Source organism: Escherichia sp. KTE172, from assembly GCF_000408845.1.
GTDB classification, from domain to species: domain Bacteria; phylum Pseudomonadota; class Gammaproteobacteria; order Enterobacterales; family Enterobacteriaceae; genus Escherichia; species Escherichia coli.
In genome coordinates this window covers 1,908,269-1,932,074 of the sequence record NZ_KE137316.1, presented here as the reverse complement: position 1 = coordinate 1,932,074, position 23,806 = coordinate 1,908,269, and the positions used below count along the sequence as shown (strand labels likewise).

The 23,806-nt window shown below is 50.6% G+C and carries 18 protein-coding genes; 10 read left to right on the top strand and 8 right to left on the bottom strand.

The window, feature by feature from the left end; genetic code table 11:
• Positions 1-36: 36 nt before the first annotated feature.
• Positions 37-1,812 (bottom strand): L-fucose isomerase, encoded by a 1,776-nt coding sequence (gene fucI / locus G434_RS14565; protein WP_000724167.1) that lies wholly within the window; start codon positions 1,810-1,812, stop codon positions 37-39.
• Positions 1,813-1,844: 32 nt separating this feature from the next.
• Entirely contained in the window at positions 1,845-3,161 is a 1,317-nt protein-coding gene (gene fucP / locus G434_RS14570; protein WP_000528603.1) for an L-fucose:H+ symporter permease, read from the bottom strand.
• A 546-nt stretch (positions 3,162-3,707) separates the two neighbouring features.
• On the opposite strand from fucP, the gene fucA reads away from it, so the two are divergent.
• Together fucA and fucO are read left to right on the top strand one after the other, a co-directional pair.
• Entirely contained in the window at positions 3,708-4,355 is a 648-nt protein-coding gene (gene fucA / locus G434_RS14575) for an L-fuculose-phosphate aldolase (protein WP_000440775.1), read from the top strand.
• A gap of 27 nt (positions 4,356-4,382) precedes the next feature.
• The gene (gene fucO / locus G434_RS14580; RefSeq protein WP_000013588.1) at positions 4,383-5,531 is read left to right on the top strand and encodes a lactaldehyde reductase; all 1,149 of its coding nucleotides are present in this window, start codon (positions 4,383-4,385) and stop codon (positions 5,529-5,531) included.
• Positions 5,532-5,635: 104 nt separating this feature from the next.
• On the opposite strand, the gene xni is transcribed toward fucO, so the two are convergent.
• The 5 genes from xni to queF form a co-directional block, all read right to left on the bottom strand.
• Positions 5,636-6,391 (bottom strand): flap endonuclease Xni, encoded by a 756-nt coding sequence (gene xni, locus G434_RS14585; protein ID WP_001309702.1) that lies wholly within the window; start codon positions 6,389-6,391, stop codon positions 5,636-5,638.
• Between the two features lie 110 nt (positions 6,392-6,501).
• Positions 6,502-7,869 (bottom strand): L-serine ammonia-lyase II, encoded by a 1,368-nt coding sequence (sdaB, locus tag G434_RS14590; protein WP_000626404.1) that lies wholly within the window; start codon positions 7,867-7,869, stop codon positions 6,502-6,504.
• A gap of 57 nt (positions 7,870-7,926) precedes the next feature.
• The gene (gene sdaC / locus G434_RS14595) at positions 7,927-9,216 is read right to left on the bottom strand and encodes an HAAAP family serine/threonine permease SdaC (RefSeq protein ID WP_000450476.1); all 1,290 of its coding nucleotides are present in this window, start codon (positions 9,214-9,216) and stop codon (positions 7,927-7,929) included.
• 556 nt (positions 9,217-9,772) lie between these two features.
• A complete protein-coding gene (ppnN, locus tag G434_RS14600; RefSeq protein WP_000627995.1) occupies positions 9,773-11,137 on the bottom strand; it encodes a nucleotide 5'-monophosphate nucleosidase PpnN in 1,365 nt (454 codons plus the stop codon).
• 111 nt (positions 11,138-11,248) lie between these two features.
• A complete protein-coding gene (queF, locus tag G434_RS14605) occupies positions 11,249-12,097 on the bottom strand; it encodes an NADPH-dependent 7-cyano-7-deazaguanine reductase QueF (protein ID WP_000100441.1) in 849 nt (282 codons plus the stop codon).
• Between the two features lie 67 nt (positions 12,098-12,164).
• Between queF and syd the strand changes: the two genes are divergently transcribed.
• The 7 genes from syd to gudD all read left to right on the top strand — a co-directional run bounded on the left by syd (position 12,165) and on the right by gudD (position 19,460).
• Positions 12,165-12,710, top strand: coding sequence for a SecY-interacting protein (gene syd, locus G434_RS14610; RefSeq protein ID WP_000342428.1), 546 nt, complete (start codon positions 12,165-12,167; stop codon positions 12,708-12,710).
• Positions 12,711-13,331: 621 nt separating this feature from the next.
• Positions 13,332-13,661: a YqcC family protein gene (locus G434_RS14615; RefSeq protein WP_000206993.1), complete on the top strand. Its 330-nt coding sequence runs from the start codon at positions 13,332-13,334 to the stop codon at positions 13,659-13,661.
• Positions 13,661-14,443, top strand: a complete 783-nt coding sequence (truC, locus tag G434_RS14620) for a tRNA pseudouridine(65) synthase TruC (protein WP_000890001.1) — start codon at positions 13,661-13,663, stop codon at positions 14,441-14,443. The genes G434_RS14615 and truC overlap by 1 nt, the downstream gene beginning before the upstream one ends.
• A gap of 17 nt (positions 14,444-14,460) precedes the next feature.
• Positions 14,461-14,910: a flavodoxin gene (locus G434_RS14625; protein WP_000807756.1), complete on the top strand. Its 450-nt coding sequence runs from the start codon at positions 14,461-14,463 to the stop codon at positions 14,908-14,910.
• Between the two features lie 494 nt (positions 14,911-15,404).
• Entirely contained in the window at positions 15,405-16,757 is a 1,353-nt protein-coding gene (gene gudP / locus G434_RS14630) for a galactarate/glucarate/glycerate transporter GudP (RefSeq protein ID WP_000097082.1), read from the top strand.
• A 1-nt stretch (position 16,758) separates the two neighbouring features.
• A complete protein-coding gene (locus G434_RS14635; RefSeq protein WP_000211753.1) occupies positions 16,759-18,099 on the top strand; it encodes an enolase C-terminal domain-like protein in 1,341 nt (446 codons plus the stop codon).
• 20 nt (positions 18,100-18,119) lie between these two features.
• Entirely contained in the window at positions 18,120-19,460 is a 1,341-nt protein-coding gene (gene gudD / locus G434_RS14640) for a glucarate dehydratase (protein ID WP_000098243.1), read from the top strand.
• Between the two features lie 230 nt (positions 19,461-19,690).
• Here gudD and barA read toward each other — a convergent pair whose 3' ends face one another.
• Positions 19,691-22,447, bottom strand: coding sequence for a two-component sensor histidine kinase BarA (barA, locus tag G434_RS14645; protein WP_000186450.1), 2,757 nt, complete (start codon positions 22,445-22,447; stop codon positions 19,691-19,693).
• Positions 22,448-22,503: 56 nt separating this feature from the next.
• On the opposite strand from barA, the gene rlmD reads away from it, so the two are divergent.
• Complete coding sequence (rlmD, locus tag G434_RS14650; protein ID WP_000046780.1) at positions 22,504-23,805, top strand: 23S rRNA (uracil(1939)-C(5))-methyltransferase RlmD; 1,302 nt, start codon at positions 22,504-22,506, stop codon at positions 23,803-23,805.
• The last annotated feature ends 1 nt before the right edge of the window (position 23,806 follow it).

The window sequence follows — 23,806 nt, the reverse complement described above, 5'->3', positions numbered from 1 at the left end:
CCGGAGCGACCGGGCATCACATCAGGGAGTAATGTATTAACGCTTGTACAACGGGCCGTAGTTCTGGCAAGCGCGGTAATCCTGGCCTTCAATATCCATGCCGTGCGCGGCCCAGGCAGAAGGACGATACACTTTGGTCTCTTCAACGTTGTGCATACATACCGGGATACGCAGCATGGAGGCAAGAGTGATAAAGTCTGCGCCAACGTGGCCGATGGTCAGAACCCCGTGGTTAGCACCCCAGTTCGCCATTACCGAGTACACATCCGTAAACGGCCCTTTACCGGTGAGGCGCGGTGCAAACCAGGTGGTTGGCCAGGTTGAGTTGGTGCGTTTGTTGAGGATGTCATGCACATCCTTCGGCAATTCCACGCTCCAGCCTTCCGCGATTTGCAGTACCGGTCCCAGGCCTTTGATGATGTTGACTCGAGTCATAGTGAACGGGACGCCGCCTTCGGTAAGGAAGCGAGAAGAGTAACCGCCGCCACGGAAGTATTCGTGGATCGCCGGGCACCATTCGGTAGCGGCGAGGCAAGCGTCAGCCTCTTGCTGAGAGATTTCCCAGTGCGGCTTCATCGTCGGGTTACCTTCGCTGTCGCGTTGTTTACAGGAACCGTCCAGCGCAGCAGAACCGGAGTTGATCAAATGGATGATGCCGTGTTCTGCCAGTCCGTCCAGTTTATGCCCCGTTACACGCTCAATTGCTTCTGGTGACCAGTAGGTACGCACATCGGCAAATACCTGAGCGGTACCAGTGAGCTGGTGGCCCATTAGCATTGCCACGCCGTTAAGACTGTCGTTTTCGGTCGCCACGACAAAGGGTTCGCGCACGCCATTCCAGTCAAATGAACTGTTAAGGATCGCTTCGGCGGTGTCGCCATTGGGATATTGATCGGTCCAGTGACGTTGTCCCTGGAAGCCCGCAGCGATGGCGTTGTAGCCAAGTGATTCTTCCACGCGACCAATATCGGTCAGTTTGCTGTTGCCTTGCATCATGTCGCGGATACACATCGCCATCAGTAAACTTTCGCGCAGAACTGCGCGGCTTTGCTCGGCATTGCGTTGATACTGTTTGTTATTTTCATCTTCGCCATAGCGGAAGTTTTTATCAGCCCAGGCCAGCGCCATTTCCAGTTCGGCTTCGTCGTAAATCTTCTGATCGATACGGCGACGCAGTTCGGTCATATCCACCGCCTGGACTTTCATTCCCAGCCAGGATTCAAAGAAGTTGTGATCAACAATGGAACCGGCGATACCCATCGAAACGCCGCCCAGCGACAGATAGCTTTTACCTTTCATGCTGGCGACGGCCAAACCGGCGCGGGCAAAGCGCAGCAGTTTTTCTTCAACATCAGCAGGAATCGATGTGTCATCGGCATCCTGAACGTCATGACCGTAAATGGAGAATGCCGGGATGCCTTTCTGGCTGTGAGCTGCCAGAGCCGCTGCCAGGTAAACAGCGCCGGGACGTTCAGTGCCGTTAAAGCCCCAAATGGCTTTCGGGCGGGTTGGATCCATGTCGATGGTTTCACTGCCATAGCACCAGCAAGGCGTTACCGTAATGGTGAGGCCTACATTCTGACTGCTGAATTTTTCTTCGCAAGCAGCGGCTTCAGCCATACCCGCGATACAGGTATCGGAAATGACACACTCGACGGCAGCTCCGCAGGCATGGCGCAGTTTCTCGGTCAGCAGTGCGGCCGTGGCTTTCGCCATATTCATTGTTTGTTCTTCAAGCGACTCACGAACACCCATGCGACGACCGTCAATAACCGGGCGGATACCAATTTTCGGTAAGCTGATTTTTTTCATTACTGATTCCTCACTTTATTCGGAAAATATGTTCAGTTAGTTGCCGTTTGAGAACGGAAACGGGCAAAGATAAAGATGACTGCGAAGCAGAGTGCCGGGATCAGTTCGGCAGTGGGGATGTTGCCCGCTGCGTCACTGACAAACCCCATGACCGGAGTGACAATACCGCCGCCAATAATGGTCATAACGATGAAGGACGAACCGTATTTGGTGTCCTGGCCGAGATTTTTAATGCCCAGCGAGAAGATTGTTGGGTACTGAATCGACATAAAGGCACTGCATAAAGTCAGGGCTATTAAGCCCACATGACCGCCAGCGAAGGCTGAGATCAGGCACAGTGCCATAGCGATTAATGCGTAGGCGGCCAGGACTTTGTGTGGTGCGAAGCGACTGATGAGCCAGGTACCGGTGAAACGACCAATAAAGAAGCACACCATGGTTCCGGTTAAATAGTTAGCGGCAAAGCCTGCAGTCATACCTGGAATTTCTTCTACAGCGTAGCGAATCAAATAGCTCCAGCAGGCCGTTTGTGCGCCGACATAGCAGAATTGCGCTAATACCGCCCAGCGCCAGTGACGAATACGCGCCAGACGAGAAAGCGATGCGGAGAACGATCCTTGTTTGGCGTCACTGTGATTATCACTCTGCAATGCCGGGAATTTCGTCAGCATGATCAGCAGGGCGACCAGTAACACGATAGCCACGATGATCATATAAGGTGTCTGTACCGATAATACCAGGCTGTGTTTATACGCACTCAATTGCTCTGGAGACATTTTATCGAGAACGTCTTGCGATTGATGTGGCACGTTAGACAAAATAAGACTTTGCCCAAAGACAACCGCGATAATTGCGCCAAATGAGTTAAATGTTTGCGCAAGATTTAAGCGGAAGTGACCACTGCTTTCCGGCCCTAATACCGTAACAAAAGGGTTTGCGGCAGTTTCCAGACAACCTAATCCGGCTGCAATAATAAATAGGCCAACTAAAAATAAGGTGTAGTTCATTATTTCTGCAGCGGGCCAGAATAATGCAGCGCCCAAGGCATATAAAAATAATCCGGTAATAATCCCTGCTTTATAACTGAGTTTTTTCATCAATATCCCAGCAGGGATTGGGATAATGAAATAACCAAAGTAAAAGGCCGATTGGATCAGGCCAGCCTGGAAATTTGTCAGCGTAAAAGCCTGCTGGAATTGAGGTAATAAAATGTCGTTAAGGTTATTGGCTACCGCCCAAAGAAAAAACAGTGAGCACAGCAGCGCGAATGGAATAATGTAACTTCTGCTTTGCCCTGCATCTTTATCTACCGCACGGTAACTCTGCGTTTGTATTGATGTGTTTCCCATAGCATCCTCTTAGGTTCAGAAGCTTAAGCACGTAATCGGTTATGTTTTCAAAAGTGCAAAACCAGCGAGTTCGGGCTTCATATCAGTGAATATTTGCCTGTCAGAAATGAACTCATGGATTCATTTTCAAATAAAAAACGCTCTGTAATATGACGGCGGTCACACTTATTAGCTGGGAGGTGACTTTATGTGACTACCATCACTTTAATAATCGAAATTTCATGCCCGTTTCAGAAAATAAATCATAAAAAACACAAACCCGATGACCGTATTAATTGTTTGTGCCGAAAACGGGCATTTCTGGCGAGGGGGAATGGAAAAATGACCGTTTTGATAAATATTTTTAAGAGCGGTCATTTTTAATAGGGTTATAAAAAGAGAACTTGCAGTTATTTACTATGATTAGTTGAACCAGGTCACAAAATATAAGCTTGTGAATTTCTTTCTGGTTAATCAGGAAGAAGATGGTGGGTAATTAAACGGCTAATTCAATAGTGTGAAAGGAACAACATTATTGCCCTGTTTTGAATCAGAGAGAGGTAGCTAATGGAACGAAATAAACTTGCTCGTCAGATTATTGACACTTGCCTGGAAATGACCCGCCTGGGACTGAACCAGGGGACAGCGGGTAACGTCAGTGTACGTTATCAGGATGGGATGCTGATTACGCCTACAGGTATTCCATATGAAAAACTGACGGAGTCGCATATTGTCTTTATTGATGGCAACGGTAAACATGAGGAAGGAAAGCTCCCCTCAAGCGAATGGCGTTTCCATATGGCGGCCTATCAAAGCAGACCGGATGCCAACGCGGTTGTTCACAATCATGCCGTTCATTGCACAGCAGTTTCCATTCTTAACCGACCGATCCCCGCTATTCACTACATGATTGCGGCGGCTGGCGGTAATTCTATTCCTTGCGCGCCTTATGCGACCTTTGGAACACGCGAACTTTCTGAACATGTTGCGCTGGCTCTCAAAAATCGTAAGGCAACTTTGTTACAACATCATGGGCTTATCGCTTGTGAGGTGAATCTGGAAAAAGCGTTATGGCTGGCGCATGAAGTTGAAGTGCTGGCGCAACTTTACCTGACGACCCTGGCGATTACGGACCCGGTGCCAGTGCTGAGCGATGAAGAGATTGCCGTAGTGCTGGAGAAATTCAAAACCTATGGGTTACGGATTGAAGAGTAATTTCGTAAAGCAACAAGGAGAAGGATGATGGCTAACAGAATGATTCTGAACGAAACGGCATGGTTTGGTCGGGGTGCTGTTGGGGCTTTAACCGATGAGGTGAAACGCCGTGGTTATCAGAAGGCGCTGATCGTCACCGATAAAACGCTGGTGCAATGCGGCGTGGTGGCGAAAGTGACCGATAAGATGGATGCTGCAGGGCTGGCATGGGCGATTTACGACGGCGTAGTGCCCAACCCAACAATTACTGTCGTCAAAGAAGGGCTCGGTGTATTCCAGAATAGCGGCGCGGATTACCTGATCGCTATTGGTGGTGGTTCTCCACAGGATACTTGTAAAGCGATTGGCATTATCAGCAACAACCCGGAGTTTGCCGATGTGCGTAGCCTGGAAGGACTTTCCCCGACCAATAAACCTAGTGTACCGATTCTGGCAATCCCCACCACAGCAGGCACTGCGGCAGAAGTGACCATTAACTACGTGATCACTGACGAAGAAAAACGGCGCAAGTTTGTTTGCGTTGATCCGCATGATATCCCGCAGGTGGCGTTTATTGACGCTGACATGATGGATGGTATGCCTCCAGCGCTGAAAGCTGCGACGGGTGTCGATGCGCTCACTCATGCTATTGAGGGGTATATTACCCGTGGCGCGTGGGCGCTAACCGATGCACTGCACATTAAAGCGATTGAAATCATTGCTGGGGCGCTGCGAGGATCGGTTGCTGGTGATAAGGATGCCGGAGAAGAAATGGCGCTCGGGCAGTATGTTGCGGGTATGGGCTTCTCGAATGTTGGGTTAGGGTTGGTGCATGGTATGGCGCATCCACTGGGCGCGTTTTATAACACTCCACACGGTGTTGCGAACGCCATCCTGTTACCGCATGTCATGCGCTATAACGCTGACTTTACCGGTGAGAAGTACCGCGATATCGCGCGCGTTATGGGCGTGAAAGTGGAAGGTATGAGCCTGGAAGAGGCGCGTAATGCCGCTGTTGAAGCGGTGTTTGCTCTCAACCGTGATGTCGGTATTCCGCCACATTTGCGTGACGTTGGTGTACGCAAGGAAGACATTCCGGCACTGGCGCAGGCGGCGCTTGATGACGTTTGTACCGGTGGCAACCCGCGCGAAGCAACGCTTGAGGATATTGTAGAGCTTTACCATACCGCCTGGTAAATGCGCTGATGTGATAATGCCGGATGCGACGCTAGCTGCGTCTTATCCGGCGTATAAGTTCATTAAATTCAATGTGTTGATAATCGTTTGCATCCGGCACGCCGTTACCGTACCAACCGCAATTGCTGTAAATTGCCGTCGATATGCAAATCGGTTTGTAAGCGGGCAATATCGCGGCACAGAAACGCCATCTCTTTATGGGTTTCTAATTTTTTGCGCCACTTTTCGGCAACCGCATCCAGATTCTCATATATCCCTTCCAGACTCTGAAACTCGACCAGCAGCTGCGTGGCGCTTTTGGGTCCGATCCCCGCAACACCCGGTACCTTTGAACTGCTGATCCCCGCAAGCCCCCAGTAATCGGGCAACTGCTGCGGTTGAACGCCAAATTCTTTATCGATAAATGGCGCATCCAGCCAACGTTTCTGGAAGTAATCACGAATACGTAATGTCGGTGAAAGTAACTGACAGTAGCCTTTATCTGTCGAAACAATCGTTGCCTGATGCCCGGCCTGTGTCACTTTGACCGCCAGCGTGGCGGCTAAGTCATCGGCTTCGTTACCGCTGGCTGACCAGCACGGGACGCCGCGTTGCTCAAAGGCGGTGCGTAGTGCAGGCATCTCGTCGTGCAACTCTTCCGGCATTGGCGGTCGACCCGCTTTGTAATCTGGTAAACGCTGATGACGCCAGCCGCTACTGCGGTTTTCATCATCAAAAACGGCGACCGCGTGGGTTGGCTGGCTGTGCATAATGAGCTGATCGAGCGCGTGCTGGCAGGTTTCGACACAGGGCGAACCCTGAACGGCATGAACACGACGAATAAGATTCAGTGCATCGACAATAAGCAAATGAACAGCCACGATAACCCCCTTAAAGATCAGGCGATAAGGGTAACATTCGATGCCGGAACAGGCTATGGCTGGTTGAGAAAACGGGAAGAGGCCTCGCAAAACGAGGCCTCCGGGAGAGATTAATCGCAGGCAACGATCTTCATTGCCAGGCCACCGCGAGAGGTTTCGCGGTACTTGGCGTTCATATCTTTACCTGTTTCGTACATGGTCTCGATAACTTTATCGAGGCAGACGCGCGGCTCGCTGGTACGGCGCAGCGCCATACGCGCGGCGTTCACCGCTTTTACTGCCGCAATGGCGTTACGCTCGATGCACGGTACCTGCACCTGTCCAGCAACCGGGTCACACGTCAGACCGAGGTTATGCTCCATGGCGATTTCCGCCGCGATGCACACCTGCGCCGGGCTTGCGCCTAACAGTTCTGCCAGACCAGCTGCCGCCATAGAGCACGCCACGCCAACTTCACCCTGGCAACCCACTTCGGCACCAGAAATCGACGCGTTCATCTTATAAAGAGAACCAATGGCGCTGGCTACCAGCAGGTAACGAGCCAGTGAGTTAGCGTTCACTTCGCGGATAAACTTATCGTAGTACGCCAGCACAGCCGGGATAATCCCGCACGCACCGTTAGTCGGCGCAGTCACCACGCGACCGCCAGCAGCGTTCTCTTCGTTCACTGCCAGTGCAAACATGTTGATCCAGTCAACAACCGCCATCGGGTCAGTGGTGGTTTTATCCTGGCTGACCAGCATCCGGCGTAGTGCCGCAGCACGGCGTGGTACGCGCAGTTTGCCAGGCAACACGCCTTCGGTAGAAATACCGCGCTCAATACCGCCGCGCATGACTTCCCATACGTTCGCCAGGTGCTGTTCCAGCTCTTCTTTGCTGTGCAGCGCCAGCTCGTTTTTCATCATCAGGCCAGAGAGTGACAGCCCGGTTTCCTGACAATGTTTTTGCAGATCGGCTGCTGAACTATACGGATAAGGAACTTCAACCGGTGCGCTATCCTGCTGGCCAAAATGTTCTTCATCAACGATAAAGCCACCGCCGATAGAGTAGTAAGTCTGGCTGTAAACGACTTTATCGCCCGCCAGCGCGGTAATGCGCATACCGTTTTCATGCAGAGAAAGGTTGTCGGCATGGAAGTTCATGCACTGATCAACCGGGAACTCCACTTCATGCTGACCGTTTGCCAGCATCAGGCGACCATGAGTATTCACATCCTGAATAAAACCAGGGATGGAATCGATATCCACGGTATCCGGCAGGTTACCCGCCAGGCCCATAATAATGGCGATATCAGTGTGGTGGCCTTTACCAGTCAGAGAGAGCGAGCCGTACACGTCAACCACCACGCGGGTCACGTCTTTAAGCAGGTTACGGGCAATCAGATCGTCGGTAAATTGTTTACCCGCTTTCATTGGTCCAACGGTATGAGAACTGGAAGGGCCAATGCCGATTTTGAAAATATCGAATACGCTAATCATAGGAAATACATCGCGTTAAAACGGAGGAAGCGCCGCCCGAAAGCGGCGCGAAAGGACTTAGCTGAACAGAGAGTAGAAGATTGCGGAGATTGCAATCAGACCCATCACGACAACGAATACGTTGCTGATGTGACCGCTGTACTTACGCATTGCCGGTACTTTCTGAATTGCGTACATCGGCATCAGGAACAGGATCATCGCGATGATTGGGCCGCCCAGGGTTTCAATCATACCCAGGATGCTCGGGTTCAGGGTGGCAACAATCCAGGTCGTTACCAGCATGAACAGCGCAGTGATACGGTTCAGCTTGTTGATTTCGATAGACTTACCTTTACCACGCAGAGATTTAATCACCATACCGTTGAAGCCTTCACGTGCGCCCAGGTAGTGGCCGAGGAAGGATTTGGTGATAGCGATAATCGCGATAATCGGAGCCATCCACGCGATAACCGGTGCGTTAAAGTGGTTAGCCAGGTAAGACAGAATCGAGATGTTCTGCTCTTTAGCCGCAGCCAGGTCTGCCGGAGTCAGGCTCAGTACGCAGCTGAATACGAAGAACATTACGGTCAGCACCATCATGATGTGTGCGAATGCCAGGATCTTCGAGCATTTCTGTTCTGCCATATCGCCGTACTCTTCACGCTTCGCAACAGCGAAAGAAGAGATGATCGGAGAGTGGTTGAACGAGAACACCATTACTGGAATTGCCAGCCACAGGGTCATCCACAGACCGTTTCCGGTTGCCGATGCAGTGTCCAGAGACAGCGTTTCCAGTGCTGCGCCGTTCCACTGCGGGATCAGGTACAGAGCCAGCAGCATCAGTACGCCAACAAACGGGAATACCAGAATACTCATCGCTTTAACGATCATCTGCTCACCGAAGCGAACGATGGTCATCATACCCACGATCAGGATCAGCGACAGAATCGCACGCGGCGGTGGTGTCATACCCAGCTGGTGAGACATGAAGCTTTCAACTGTATTGGTGATTGCCACGCTATAAACCAGCAGGATCGGGTAGATAGCGAAGAAGTAGAGCAGGGTAATCAGTTTACCTGCGCCAATACCAAAGTGTTCTTCTACAACCTCGGTGATGTCTTCGCCTGGGTTTTTACCAGACAGTACGAAGCGAGTCAGGCCGCGGTGAGCAAAAAATGTCATCGGGAACGCAAGGATAGCCATGATGATCAGCGGGATCATACCGCCAACACCGGCGTTGATTGGCAGGAACAGCACGCCCGCGCCGATTGCCGTGCCGTAAAGGCCCAGCATCCACATGGTGTCTGTCTTGCGCCAGGCACTACGAGAGTCTTTCGACGCAATCGTGCTGGTTTGAGTCGTTTCCATCTATTTCTCCTGGAGGAATGCAAATAATTCAGCTTTTAGCCAGTTCAGCCCGGGAAGGTGCCTGACCGTAAAAATGAAATCTGTCTATCGGCGATGGCTTAATCATTTACCGCCGTAATAATTTGAGGGCGGAAAGATACACACAAGTTATGTATCTATCAGTGATCTTGATCCCAAATACAATAATCTACTTGGAAGATAGATTATCCCAACGCTTTACTCTGTAAATCAAAAGTAAAAGAGAATTTAAGGGCAATATTTGCCCATTAAACGACATCTGACTTCTTCCGGGGCGCGCAATATATGTAGGTTGAACTGAAAAAATCAATACTTTTAGTTAATCATGGCGATAATTTCTTTTTCATAGCGATAAAATGTGGTTTATGAAAATAGGGAAACGTTTGCGTTGCAATATAAATTGTATGACATATTAACTGTGATGATATTTGTTGCGTGAGGGTGGTAAGAAACATTCATATAACAAATGAAATGAGTTGATGAGTAAGTGACCAAAAACGAGAAAACCCGGCAACAAACGTCACCGGGGGAGGGGAGATTACGTGCAGATTTCGTAGCAAGGGATGTAGGCTGAGCCTGGCAACTTCATACGATGCTGGGCAACAAAACCCTGTAGCAGGTCATCCATACGACGCATAATCTCTTTATCGCCGTTGATTTTATAAGGACCAAACTCTTCAATGGCGCGAATACCGACTTCTTTTACGTTACCCGCCACAATACCGGAGAACGCACGGCGCAGGTCGGCAGCCAGCACTTCAACGGGTTGATCCGGGTAAAGCTTCAGATTAGCCATATTCTCGTGAGACGGCTCAAACGGCATTTGCAAATCTGGCGCAATGCGCATTGACCAGTTAAAGCTGTAGGCATCGCCTGTGTCGCGGCGATTTTCTTTCACCAGCGGCATCGATTTTTTCATCTGACGAGCGACTTCAGCGGCGTCATCAATGATGATGCGGTAATGGCGGCGCGCGTTTTCACCCAACGTATGCACGACAAACTCGTCCAGTACGCGGAAGTAGTCGGCGCTCTCTTTCGGGCCGGTGAGGATCAATGGTAAAACCTGATCTTTGTTGGCCGGGTTCATTAAAATTCCCAGCAAATACAGCAACTCTTCTGCCGTACCCACACCGCCAGGGAAGATAATGATACCGTGAGCGATACGGACAAACGCTTCCAGACGTTTTTCGATATCCGGCATGATGATCAATTCGTTGACCAGCGGGTTAGGCGGTTCAGCGGCGATAATCGACGGCTCTGTCATACCAATAAAACGACTGTCTTTGTAACGCTGCTGTGCGTGTCCGACCGCAGCGCCTTTCATCGGCGCTTCCATCGCTCCCGGACCACAGCCGGTGCAGATATTCAGCTCACGCAGGCCCAGCTGATTCCCTACGCGACGGGCATACAAATACTCGTTTTCGTTAATTGAGTGCCCGCCCCAGCAGACCACCATATTTGGCGCTTCACCAACATGCAGCGCGCGAGCGTTACGCAAGATGGAAAAGACCAGGTTAGTGATGTGGACGGAGTTGTCGAGATTCAGGTTGGGAAAACGAACGGTGTTATGGATTTGCCCGTAAACGAAGAGAATGTCACGCAGAACCGCGAACAAGTTGGCCTGCAAAGCGCGAATAATTCGCCCATCGACAAAAGCCTCTTCCGGGGGATTAATCAGTTCCAGCTTTACGCCGCGTTCACGGCGCAGGACGTTAATATCGAAATTTTCAAAACGAGACAGCAATTCTTTGCTGTTATCGGTCAAACTACCGGAGTTCAGTACGGCAAGTGAACAGTTGCGAAACAGTTGATAGAGGTCGCTGCTGGCGGTGCGTTTAAGCATATCCACTTCCAGCTGCGACAACATATCCATGGAGCCAAGCGGGCTAATATGTGTAATCAAGAAAAACTCCTTATGGGACGAATATCGTCATTCCCTTTGATTACAATAGCCCTGCCTGATGACCTTTCACAACCTTCTGCGTGAATCCAGCACGCAAAATTGAGAAAAAATTTATTGCCGAACCAGTCTTGTGGTCGATGGGACAAAATCGCTATTACTGCGCCACGGGTTAATGTCCAGACCGCCACGACGGGTATAACGTGCGTAAACGCTCAATTTCTCTGGCTGGCAGAAGCGTAACAGGTCATTAAAGATGCGTTCCACGCACTGTTCGTGGAACTCGTTGTGATGACGGAAAGAAACCAGGTAACGCAGCAGTTTTTCTCTGTCAATTTGGCGTCCACGATACTGAATTTGGATCGATCCCCAATCTGGTTGATGGGTGATCAGGCAATTTGATTTCAGCAGGTGGCTGACGAGCGTCTCTTCTACTACTTTTTCTCCACTGGTGGCATTCTCCAGATAGTCAGTAGTGAATTCATAGTTATCGATAGTGATATCCTGGTCATCAATGCAAGTGCCATTGAAATGACCTATCGGTTGGCCTTCCAGTTCATCAAGACGATATAACGCCACGCTAACCTTACCCTGAGCGCAAGTGCTTAAGTCGCGCTCCAGCGTCTGGCGCACCTCATCCCAGTTATTAAAACGCGTCTGGTTAAAACTGTTGAGATAGAGCTTAAAACTCTTCGACTCAATCAGATTTGCGCTGGTGTAATCAAGTTCAACATGACCGACGGCGACCTGCGGCAAACCTTTCGCATTCAGCCAGGAAAGTTCATATAGCGTCCAGATATCCGTACCGTGAAAAGGCAGGTTATCCGCTTTCAGACCCAGCGGATCGCGATTCAGACTACGCGGAACGCCTTGCAGTAGGCTGGCGTCATAGGTATCCCGGTAATCGGTTGATTTTCCAAGAGTCAGGCCCGCAAGTACCTGATGGTTTGCATAAGAAGACATGTTTCACCGTCATAAACCAGATAAACTAAACGACAAGTGTATCTGGTTTAAGTGAAGAGAGAAATTAGTGGACGATTTGACCGCACAAGCCCTGAAAGATTTTACTGCACGCTACTGCGATGCGTGGCATGAAGAGCATAAAAGCTGGCCGTTGAGTGAGGAACTGTACGGCGTTCCTTCACCGTGCATTATTTCAACCACCGAAGACGCCGTATACTGGCAACCCCAGCCGTTTACCGGGGAACAAAATGTAAACGCGGTTGAACGCGCTTTTGATATTGTGATACAACCCACAATTCATACCTTTTATACGACTCAGTTTGCCGGGGATATGCACGCGCAGTTTGGCGATATTAAACTGACATTGCTGCAAACCTGGAGTGAAGACGACTTCCGTCGGGTGCAGGAAAATCTGATTGGTCATCTGGTGACTCAGAAAAGGCTAAAATTGCCGCCCACGCTATTTATCGCGACGCTGGAAGAAGAGTTAGAGGTGATCTCGGTGTGTAATCTCTCCGGTGAAGTGTGTAAAGAGACGCTGGGAACACGTAAACGGGCGCATTTAGCCTCAAATCTTGCGGAATTCCTTAATCAACTTAAGCCTCTTCTGTAATCCAAATACCCCATTTGGTTGTGAGAGATCTCTTACAGACTCTGTAGGAGATCGCCAGGAAATAAGCGAATACTTAAAAAGATAAGAATCGTTATTTTCATTTAAAATCAATATATTGCTTGTTAATCCTTAACTTTCATATGAAATTTTCCTTAAGGCATTGTCTGTAAGCGCCTTGTAAGACTTCGCGAAAAAGACGATTCTATCTTCGTCGACAGGGAGTCAGACAACGAAGTGAACATCAGGATGATGACACTTCTGAAGGACACACCAGGATGGTGTTTCAGGGAAAGGCTTCTGGATGAAGCGAAGAGGATGACGCAGGACGCGTTAAAGGACACCTCCAGGATGGAGAATGAGAACCGGTCAGGATGATTCGGTGGGTCAGGAAGGCCAGGGACACTTCAGGATGAAGTATCACATCGGGGTGGTGTGAGCAGGAAGCAATAGTTCAGGATGAACGATTGGCCGCAAGGCCAGAGGAAAAGTTGTCAAGGATGAGCAGGGAGCAACAAAAGTAGCTGGAATGCTGCGAAACGAACCGGGAGCACTGTGAATACAGTGCTCCCTTTTTTTATTCCTGCTATTCTTCGCGGCAGTTTTTCTTATTGAGGTTGCTTTATGACCACTCATGACCGCGTTCGTCTCCAGTTGCAGGCGCTTGAAGCGTTACTGCGTGAACATCAGCACTGGCGAAACGATGAACCCCAGCCGCATCAATTTAATAGTACCCAACCGTTCTTTATGGACACCATGGAACCACTGGAGTGGTTGCAGTGGGTGCTGATCCCGCGAATGCACGATTTGTTAGAAAACAACCAGCCGTTACCGGGCGCTTTTGCCGTTGCTCCCTATTATGAAATGGCGCTGGCGACGGACCACCCGCAACGCGCGCTTATTCTGGCTGAGCTGGAAAAACTGGATGCTCTTTTTGCGGATGATGCGAGCTAATGCTGGAAATACTCTATCAGGATGAATGGCTGGTTGCGGTAAATAAACCCTCCGGCTGGCTGGTTCACCGCAGCTGGCTGGATCGCGACGAGAAAGTAGTGGTCATGCAAACCGTGCGTGACCAGATAGGCCAGCATGTGTTTACTGCTCATCGTCTGGACCGACCAACTTCTGGTGTGTTGTTGATGGGATTATCCAGCGAGGCCGGACGGCTGCTGGCACAACAGTTTGAACAGCACCAAATCCAGAAACGTTACCATGCGATTGTGCGCGGCTGGTTGATGGAAGAAGCAGTTCTGGATTATCCACTGGTGGAAGAACTGGACAAAATCGCTGATAAATTTGCCCGCGAAGATAAAGGCCCACAGCCAGCAGTGACGCATTATCGCGGTCTGGCGACCGTAGAAATGCCGGTAGCGACCGGACGTTACCCGACCACGCGCTACGGCCTGGTGGAACTGGAGCCGAAAACCGGACGCAAGCACCAGCTCCGTCGCCATCTTGCCCATTTGCGCCACCCGATTATTGGCGACAGCAAACATGGTGATTTACGCCAGAATCGCAGCGGTGCTGAACATTTTGGCCTTCAGCGGTTAATGTTGCATGCCAGTCAGTTGTCATTGACGCATCCTTTTACTGGCGAGCCGCTGACTATTCACGCGGGCCTGGACGACACCTGGATGCAGGCGTTATCACAATTTGGCTGGCGCGGTCTGCTTCCTGAAAATGAAAGGGTTGAGTTCAGTGCGCCATCGGGTCAGGATGGAGAGATAAGTTCCTAATCCAGGGAGAAAACGGTATGGCGGAAATTGGTATTTTTGTCGGCACCATGTACGGAAATTCGCTGTTAGTGGCGGAAGAAGCAGAAGCAATTCTGACCGCACAGGGCCACAAAGCAACGGTATTTGAAGATCCTGAATTAAGCGACTGGCTGCCCTATCAGGATAAGTATGTTCTGGTGGTTACGTCCACGACCGGGCAGGGCGACCTTCCTGATAGCATTGTGCCGCTCTTTCAGGGAATCAAAGATACCCTGGGCTTCCAGCCGAATCTGCGTTATGGCGTGATTGCGCTCGGCGACAGTAGTTATGTGAATTTCTGCAATGGCGGCAAACAGTTCGATGCCTTGTTGCAGGAACAGAGCGCTCAGCGAGTGGGAGAAATGCTGTTGATTGACGCCAGTGAGAACCCGGAACCGGAAACGGAATCAAATCCGTGGGTCGAACATTGGGGCACGCTGTTGTCCTGATACGTTCAGCGAGCGGTAAATGCCGTTTTAGCGGTGTAAATGCCGTTTTAGCGGTGTAAATGCCGTTTTAGCGGTGTAAATGCCGTTTTAGCGGTGCTGAATCGAATCTTTTCAGGCAAATGCCAGTAAAAACTGCTTCATAGCGCGGATTTTTACTGGCGTTTGCCTGGAGTCAAGCGATCCATTTCATACTCTTCTTTATTTCTTCGTTTTAACCCTTCCTTTCTTGTTCTTGTTTTCATTTCCGTGAAGTGGATTCCACCGTCCAGGGCTAATGCCAAAATTGGGCCTCATTGAACGCATTAATGTTGTGTTGTTGCACGGTGAGCCGCTATGGCGCGCTTTTTATACTGCTATTGCCAGATATAAACACGCGCCGTATTCGGCGAACGACCTATAAAAACGGCAAAAAACACCCTACGTCACCTCTGATTTCCTGGCGATGTCGCAGTCCAGAGTGAGCGTGGCTAACGCGAATTTTCAGGAGTGCAACAATGAGTTCTTTAAGTCAGGCTGCGAGCAGTGTGGAAAAACGCACGAATGCTCGTTACTGGATAGTGGTGATGTTGTTTATCGTCACATCCTTCAACTACGGCGACCGCGCTACGCTTTCTATTGCCGGTTCGGAAATGGCCAAAGATATCGGCCTTGATCCCGTGGGAATGGGCTATGTGTTCTCTGCCTTCTCATGGGCTTATGTTATCGGGCAGATCCCTGGTGGTTGGTTGCTGGATCGTTTTGGTTCAAAACGCGTCTACTTCTGGTCGATCTTTATCTGGTCGATGTTTACCTTGCTGCAAGGCTTCGTCGATATCTTTAGTGGATTCGGCATTATCGTTGCCCTGTTTACGCTGCGCTTCCTGGTCGGGCTTGCTGAAGCGCCATCTTTCCCCGGCAACAGTCGCATTGTTGCGGCCTGGTTTCCGGCGCAGGAAAGGGGAACGGCGGTGTCGATTTTTAACTCCGCTCAATACTTCGCAACGGTGATCTTCGCGCCGATTATGGGCTGGCTGACGCATGAAGTGGGCTGGTCACACGTCTTCTTCTTTATGGGCGGTCTGGGGATTGTCATCAGCTTTATCTGGTTGAAAGTCATCCACGAGCCAAATCAACATCCGGGGGTAAATCAGAAAGAGCTGGAGTACATCGCCGCGGGTGGCGCGCTGATCAATATGGATCAGCAAAACACCAAAGTTAAAGTGCCGTTCAGCGTGAAGTGGGGGCAGATCAAACAACTGCTCGGGTCACGGATGATGATCGGCGTTTATATCGGTCAGTACTGTATCAACGCCCTGACTTACTTCTTTATTACCTGGTTCCCGGTTTATCTGGTGCAGGCGCGTGGGATGTCGATTCTGAAAGCGGGCTTTGTGGCTTCCGTTCCGGCGGTTTGCGGTTTTATCGGCGGTGTGCTGGGTGGGATTATTTCCGACTGGCTGATGCGCCGCACGGGATCGCTGAACATTGCGCGTAAAACACCGATCGTAATGGGCATGTTGCTGTCGATGGTGATGGTGTTCTGCAACTACGTCAACGTTGAGTGGATGATCATCGGCTTTATGGCGCTGGCCTTCTTCGGTAAGGGCATCGGGGCGCTGGGTTGGGCAGTAATGGCAGATACCGCGCCAAAAGAGATCAGCGGTCTTTCCGGTGGCCTGTTCAACATGTTCGGTAACATTTCTGGCATCGTCACGCCAATCGCAATTGGTTATATCGTTGGCACGACTGGCTCCTTTAATGGGGCGCTGATTTATGTTGGTGTTCATGCCTTAATCGCGGTACTGAGCTACCTGGTGCTGGTGGGCGATATCAAGCGTATCGAGCTGAAACCTGTCGCGGGGCAATAAGATGACGACACAATCCAGTCCTGTTATTACTGATATGAAAGTCATTCCGGTCGCCGGGCACGATAGCATGTTGCTTAATATTGGTGGGGCGCATAACGCATATTTCACTCGCAATATTGTGGTACTCACCGATAACGCCGGGCATACCGGCATTGGTGAAGCGCCAGGCGGAGAGGTGATTTATCAGACATTGGTCGATGCTATTCCGATGGTGCTGGGCCAGGAAGTTGCGCGCCTGAATAAAGTGGTTCAGCAGGTGCATAAAGGTAATCAGGCAGCCGATTTTGATACCTTCGGCAAAGGTGCCTGGACTTTTGAATTGCGCGTTAATGCCGTGGCGGCGCTGGAAGCCGCCTTGCTTGACCTGCTAGGTAAGGCGCTGAATGTTCCGGTCTGCGAACTGTTGGGGCCAGGCAAGCAACGCGAGGCTATTACCGTCCTCGGTTATCTGTTTTATATCGGTGATCGGACCAAAACCGATCTTCCTTATCTGGAAAATACGCCGGGCAACCATGAGTGGTATCAATTGCGGCATCAGAAAGCGATGAACAGCGAAGCCGTTGTGCGTCTGGCGGAAGCTTCACAGGATCGCTATGGCTTTAAAGATTTCAAACTTAAGGGCGGGGTGTTACCTGGCGAGCAAGAAATCGACACTGTTCGTGCATTGAAGAAACGCTTCCCGGATGCGCGAATTACCGTTGATCCCAACGGTGCATGGCTGCTTGATGAAGCAATTTCTCTGTGCAAAGGGCTGAATGATGTTCTCACCTATGCTGAAGATCCATGCGGCGCTGAGCAGGGTTTCTCCGGTCGTGAAGTGATGGCTGAGTTTCGACGGGCGACCGGCCTGCCCGTCGCGACCAACATGATTGCCACCAACTGGCGCGAAATGGGCCATGCGGTAATGCTTAATGCGGTGGATATTCCACTTGCCGATCCGCATTTCTGGACGCTTTCCGGTGCAGTCCGCGTAGCGCAGCTTTGCGACGACTGGGGGCTGACCTGGGGCTGCCATTCCAATAACCACTTTGATATCTCTCTGGCGATGTTTACCCATGTGGGTGCGGCGGCACCGGGTAATCCTACCGCTATCGATACCCACTGGATTTGGCAGGAGGGCGATTGTCGCCTGACCAAAAATCCGCTGGAGATTAAAAACGGAAAAATTGCCGTTCCTGATGCGCCCGGTCTGGGCGTGGAACTGGACTGGGAGCAGGTACAAAAGGCGCATGAGGCCTATAAACGTCTGCCTGGCGGTGCGCGTAACGACGCGGGCCCGATGCAGTACCTGATCCCCGGCTGGACCTTTGACCGTAAACGTCCCGTTTTCGGCCGTCATTGATTTTGAAAAAGGACATAAATATGAGTTCTCAATTTACGACGCCTGTTGTTACTGAAATGCAGGTCATCCCGGTGGCGGGCCATGACAGTATGCTGATGAATCTGAGTGGTGCACACGCACCGTTCTTCACGCGTAATATTGTGATTATCAAAGATAATTCTGGTCACACTGGCGTAGGGGAAATTCCCGGCGGCGAGAAAATCCGTAAAACGCTGGAAGATGCGATTCCGCTGGTGGTGGGTAAAACGCTGGGTGAATACAAAAACGTTCTGACGCTGGTGCGTAATACATTTGCCGATCGTGATGCCGGCGGGCGCGGTTTGCAGACATTTGACCTGCGGACCACTATTCATGTGGTTACCGGGATAGAAGCGGCAATGCTGGATCTGCTGGGGCAGCATCTGGGGGTTAACGTGGCATCGCTGCTGGGCGATGGTCAACAGCGTAGCGAAGTCGAAATGCTCGGTTATCTGTTCTTCGTCGGTAATCGCAAAGCCACACCGCTGCCGTATCAAAGCCAGCCGGATGATAAATGTGACTGGTATCGCCTGCGTCACGAAGAAGCGATGACGCCGGATGCGGTGGTGCGCCTGGCGGAAGCGGCATATGAAAAATATGGCTTCAACGATTTCAAACTGAAGGGCGGTGTACTGGCCGGGGAAGAAGAAGCAGAATCTATTGTGGCACTGGCGCAACGCTTCCCACAGGCGCGTATTACCCTCGATCCTAACGGTGCCTGGTCGCTGAACGAGGCGATTAAAATTGGTAAATACCTGAAAGGTTCGCTGGCTTATGCAGAAGATCCGTGTGGTGCGGAGCAAGGTTTCTCCGGGCGTGAAGTGATGGCAGAGTTCCGTCGCGCGACAGGTCTGCCGACTGCAACCAATATGATCGCCACCGACTGGCGGCAGATGGGCCATACGCTCTCCCTGCAATCCGTTGATATCCCGCTGGCGGATCCGCATTTCTGGACGATGCAAGGTTCGGTACGTGTGGCGCAAATGTGCCATGAATTTGGCCTGACCTGGGGTTCACACTCTAACAATCATTTCGATATTTCCCTGGCGATGTTTACCCACGTTGCCGCTGCTGCACCGGGTAAAATTACTGCTATTGATACGCACTGGATCTGGCAGGAAGGCAATCAGCGTCTGACCAAAGAACCGTTTGAGATCAAAGGCGGGCTGGTACAGGTGCCGCAAAAACCAGGATTGGGCGTAGAAATCGATATGGATCAGGTGATGAAAGCCCACGAGCTGTATCAGAAACATGGGCTTGGTGCGCGTGACGATGCGATGGGAATGCAGTACCTGATTCCTGGCTGGACGTTTGATAACAAGCGCCCGTGCATGGTGCGTTAAGACAGAAAACCAAAACCGGCTCTTTCAGGAGCCGGTTTGAGACTGATGCCAAACGCAAAATTGCCTGTTGCGCTACGTATCAGGCCAACATACTTTTTAATTCATTGAATTTAATTGGTTTTGTAGGCCGGATAAGGCGTTAACGCCGCATCCGGCATAAACACAGGCACCTTGTCACCAATCTGAAACCAGCGTCATAAAAAGCCGATTGCTACTCGACAAGACGTCCATTACCCGAGAATTTTGCTGGCTTCGCGCGCTACATTATCCATCTCGTCCAACAGTTCCAGCAGCTCCGGCTCCAAATCTTCTTCTTTAGTACCGCTACGTAGCTGTTGTTCGATCAGTTGGCAGAGATTCTTCATACGCGGCACACCGCTATAGCCGCAACTGCCATGCAGTTTATGAATCAAATCAACCAGGCCTTCCGGGTTTTCTCCAACCAGCTGTTCCTCAACTTTGTTGCGAACTTCAGGCAGGAAATCGAGTAACATTTGCAGCATATCGCGCGCTAAATCGGTTTTTCCTGCTGCCTGGCGTAGTGCCAGTTGCCAGTCGAGGGTCGCATTCGGGTTCACCACAATTTCGTTGACTTCGGGCGTCACGACGCGAGAGGAAATACCGCTGCCAGGCTTGTAGCGCAACAGCAAATTATGCAATCGTTCTTCTTCAATCGGTTTCGCCAGATAATCGCTCATCCCTGCGCCAAGCAGCTTCTCTTTTTGCCCGGCCATTGCATGCGCCGTTACCGCGATAACTGGCGTTTGTTGCTGATGGGGGAGCTGGTGGATGAGTTCGCAGGCCCGAATGCCGTCCATGTCCGGCATTTGAATATCCATTAAGATCAAATCGAACGGCATCTGTTTCGCCCGTTCAACCGCCTGATGCCCGCTATCGCAAAGTTCCACATGTTGCACCATATCTTCCAGCAATGCGCCGATAAGTTTCAGGTTAGCGGGGTTGTCATCAACCGCCATGACTGTCATTGCCAGCTTACTTTCATCGGTTACAGGCAAAAGCGTGTTTTGTTTGTGATGACAAAATTCCGTCAGGGCAGGTAACAGGCGCGTAGGTGTTAATGGTTTCAGCAGACACGCGCCGATACCATCTTGCTTAAGTTTTTCAGCATTGACTTGTGCATGGCAAGGAAGTGCCAGCATCAGAAAATCGGTCATCGATACCGCTTTCGCTAATCGCTCATGTTGCATTGTTAGCGGCTCGCGGAAGGTCACCGCAATGCCTAATAACATCATGTCGTAATGCGCGGGAGGCAGCGCGGAGAACGTTGGGCTATAAACCACTTCCAGCGGCGTTTCACTTAAAATATCCAGCGTGCATTGCGCTGCTGCGGAGTTTGGTTCGACATAGGCCAGGCGCTTGCCGGCGAGGCATTGGGTGGATGGCCCTTCGATAATAATGTTCGGATTCAGATCGAGATTAATGTGGAACCAGAAAGTTGAACCGCGATTCGGCTGGCTATGGAACGAAATATCGCCGCCCATTTCATTAACCAGTTTTTGTGTAATCACCAGCCCCAGCCCGGTGCCACCATGACGGCGGGAAATACTGGCATCAGCCTGTCGGAAGGCCTGGAATAAGCGCGATTGATCGCGTTCCGGAATACCAATGCCGGTATCCCGAATCTGCACTTCAATCTGCACTTTGGTATTACTCAGCGCACGTTTTTCTACCAGAATATCAATGTTGCCATTCTCGGTGAATTTAATTGCATTCCCTACCAGGTTAGTGATGATTTGCTGTAATCGTAGTGGGTCGCCGATAACGTTATCAGGCACGTCGCTTTTAATATTGAGCGTCAGTTCCAGCCCTTTATCGTGAGAAGAATGTGCCAGCAGGGTAACGACTTCATCCAGCGTGCTGCGTAGTGGGAATGGAATACTTTCCAGAATCAGCTTACCTGCTTCCAGTTTCGAGAAGTCGAGAACATCATTAATAATTGCCAGCAAATTATTTGCCGAACGTTCAATCGTATTCAGGTGATCGCGCTGCGTTGGTGTTAATTCTGTTTTCAGCGTCAGGCGGGTAAAGCCAATAACACCATTCAGTGGTGTACGCAGTTCGTGTGACATATTTGCCAGAAACTCGGATTTAATACGCGCCGCTTCCTGGGCGCGCTTTTTCGCCAGATCCAACTCAACGTTCTGAATTTCCATCTGCTCCAGCGTTTCACGCAGATCGGACGTCGCCTGGTCGATATTGTGCTGCATCTCTTCGTGATAAGCAGCCAGCGACATTGCCATCGAGTTGATACCGTTTTTCAGCATATCCAGCTCACCAAGCATAAATCCTTCCACCCGGCTGTCGAGTTGCCCGCGACGGATGCGGTCGACGGTATTCACCATGTTGCGAATCGGACCGGTTACATCGCGCATTAAGCGCCAGCCAAAAATAAGCGCAATACCGATACAAAACAGCATCATCACGCTGGAAATAAAGATCTCTTTATATTGCTGCAAGCGAACCGATTTAAGATCCAGCTCCAGCGCAATATATCCCAGCATATTTTGACTATTTTTGGCATCGCTACTGGGCGATTCGTCGGGGGAGTAACTCTCAGAAATAATCGGCGTGCGGAGGATCATAATATCGCCGTCACGAGTGACAGTGAGCTGGCGAGGAAACGGCACGTTGCTGCCGAGCTGCATTGATGAGGGATCAAGATGAAAATTGGAAGTGACAAAGAGTCGGTTATTTTCATCATAAACCGAAATCGCGCGAACAATATCGGAATGGCGACGATGCAGTACGCTTATTAACTGACCGATAGATTCGCGATTTTGCAGGCTCATGCCATATTCAGTAGAAACTGCAAGCGGCTCAATAATGCTGGCTCCGGCATCTTCCAGTTGACGCTGCAAGTCGTTATAGCGATGCACAACGAAAAAGATACTCAGCAATAAACCAATAAGGACGGTCGGTGCCAGGATCAGAATCATCATGCGTGCGCGCAGGCTGTAGTTGGTCATGGAGTTCCGTTATGGGACAATTAAGGTCACACTGTTAAATTGAGAAAGTCTCGCCAATGGCGCAATTCTACTCTGCAAAACGACGCACGACGACGCGTCAGATCATAACTGTTTCAGTCAACGACCTCGACTCTTTTGGTCAGGGCGTGGCACGACATAACGGCAAAGCGTTATTTATTCCTGGATTACTGCCACAGGAAAACGCGGAAGTTACTGTTACTGAAGATAAAAAACAATACGCCCGCGCTAAAGTCGTACGCCGGTTAAGCGATAGCCCGGAACGCGAAACGCCACGCTGCCCTCATTTTGGCGTATGCGGCGGCTGTCAGCAACAACACGCCAGCGAGGATTTACAGCAGCGAAGCAAAAGTGCGGCACTCGCCCGATTAATGAAACACGAGGTCTCTGAAGTGATCGCCGATGTTCCCTGGGGCTATCGCCGTCGCGCGCGTTTAAGTTTGAACTACTTACCGAAAACACAGCAACTTCAGATGGGGTTTCGCAAAGCGGGCTCCAGTGACATTGTCGACGTTAAACAATGTCCCATTTTAGTGCCCCAACTTGAAGCATTGCTGCCCAAAGTCAGGGCATGCCTGGGCAGCTTACAAGCTATGCGCCATCTTGGTCATGTTGAACTGGTACAGGCAACCAGCGGCACGCTGATGATTTTGCGCCATACCGCACCGCTAAGTTCGGCAGATCGCGAAAAACTGGAACGCTTTTCGCATTCTGAAGGCCTGGATCTGTATCTCGCCCCCGATAGTGAGATACTCGAAACCGTCTCTGGTGAGATGCCCTGGTATGACTCAAACGGGTTGCGCTTAACTTTTAGCCCGCGCGATTTTATTCAGGTCAATGCGGGTGTGAACCAAAAAATGGTAGCGCGTGCGTTGGAATGGCTGGATGTGCAACCTGAAGATCGCGTACTGGATCTGTTCTGCGGTATGGGCAACTTTACACTGCCATTGGCGACACAAGCTGCCAGTGTGGTGGGTGTAGAAGGTGTTCCGGCGCTGGTGGAAAAAGGCCAGCAGAATGCGCGTCTTAATGGCTTACACAATGTGACGTTTTATCACGAAAATCTTGAAGAAGATGTCACAAAGCAGCCGTGGGCGAAAAACGGCTTCGATAAAGTGTTGCTGGACCCGGCGCGAGCAGGTGCCGCAGGAGTTATGCAGCAAATTATAAAACTGGAACCTATTCGTATAGTTTATGTATCCTGTAACCCTGCAACGCTGGCTCGGGATAGCGAAGCGTTATTAAAAGCAGGATATACCATTGCGCGACTGGCGATGCTGGATATGTTCCCACACACGGGACATCTGGAATCGATGGTACTTTTCTCGCGCGTTAAATAGT

What these genes read in the sequence shown, in the direction of transcription:
- fucI (WP_000724167.1), bottom strand. Translation starts at nt 1,812, where the DNA reads ATGAAAAAAATCAGCTTACCGAAAATTGGTATCCGCCCGGTTATTGAC.
- queF (WP_000100441.1), bottom strand. Translation starts at nt 12,097, where the DNA reads ATGTCTTCTTATGCAAACCATCAGGTACTTGCGGGCCTGACTCTTGGA.
- G434_RS14615 (WP_000206993.1), top strand. Translation starts at nt 13,332, where the DNA reads ATGACCACTCATGACCGCGTTCGTCTCCAGTTGCAGGCGCTTGAAGCG.
- gudP (WP_000097082.1), top strand. Translation starts at nt 15,405, where the DNA reads ATGAGTTCTTTAAGTCAGGCTGCGAGCAGTGTGGAAAAACGCACGAAT.
- fucA (WP_000440775.1), top strand. Translation starts at nt 3,708, where the DNA reads ATGGAACGAAATAAACTTGCTCGTCAGATTATTGACACTTGCCTGGAA.
- barA (WP_000186450.1), bottom strand. Translation starts at nt 22,447, where the DNA reads ATGACCAACTACAGCCTGCGCGCACGCATGATGATTCTGATCCTGGCA.
- gudD (WP_000098243.1), top strand. Translation starts at nt 18,120, where the DNA reads ATGAGTTCTCAATTTACGACGCCTGTTGTTACTGAAATGCAGGTCATC.
- sdaB (WP_000626404.1), bottom strand. Translation starts at nt 7,869, where the DNA reads ATGATTAGCGTATTCGATATTTTCAAAATCGGCATTGGCCCTTCCAGT.
- rlmD (WP_000046780.1), top strand. Translation starts at nt 22,504, where the DNA reads ATGGCGCAATTCTACTCTGCAAAACGACGCACGACGACGCGTCAGATC.
- G434_RS14625 (WP_000807756.1), top strand. Translation starts at nt 14,461, where the DNA reads ATGGCGGAAATTGGTATTTTTGTCGGCACCATGTACGGAAATTCGCTG.
- sdaC (WP_000450476.1), bottom strand. Translation starts at nt 9,216, where the DNA reads ATGGAAACGACTCAAACCAGCACGATTGCGTCGAAAGACTCTCGTAGT.
- fucP (WP_000528603.1), bottom strand. Translation starts at nt 3,161, where the DNA reads ATGGGAAACACATCAATACAAACGCAGAGTTACCGTGCGGTAGATAAA.
- fucO (WP_000013588.1), top strand. Translation starts at nt 4,383, where the DNA reads ATGGCTAACAGAATGATTCTGAACGAAACGGCATGGTTTGGTCGGGGT.
- G434_RS14635 (WP_000211753.1), top strand. Translation starts at nt 16,759, where the DNA reads ATGACGACACAATCCAGTCCTGTTATTACTGATATGAAAGTCATTCCG.
- truC (WP_000890001.1), top strand. Translation starts at nt 13,661, where the DNA reads ATGCTGGAAATACTCTATCAGGATGAATGGCTGGTTGCGGTAAATAAA.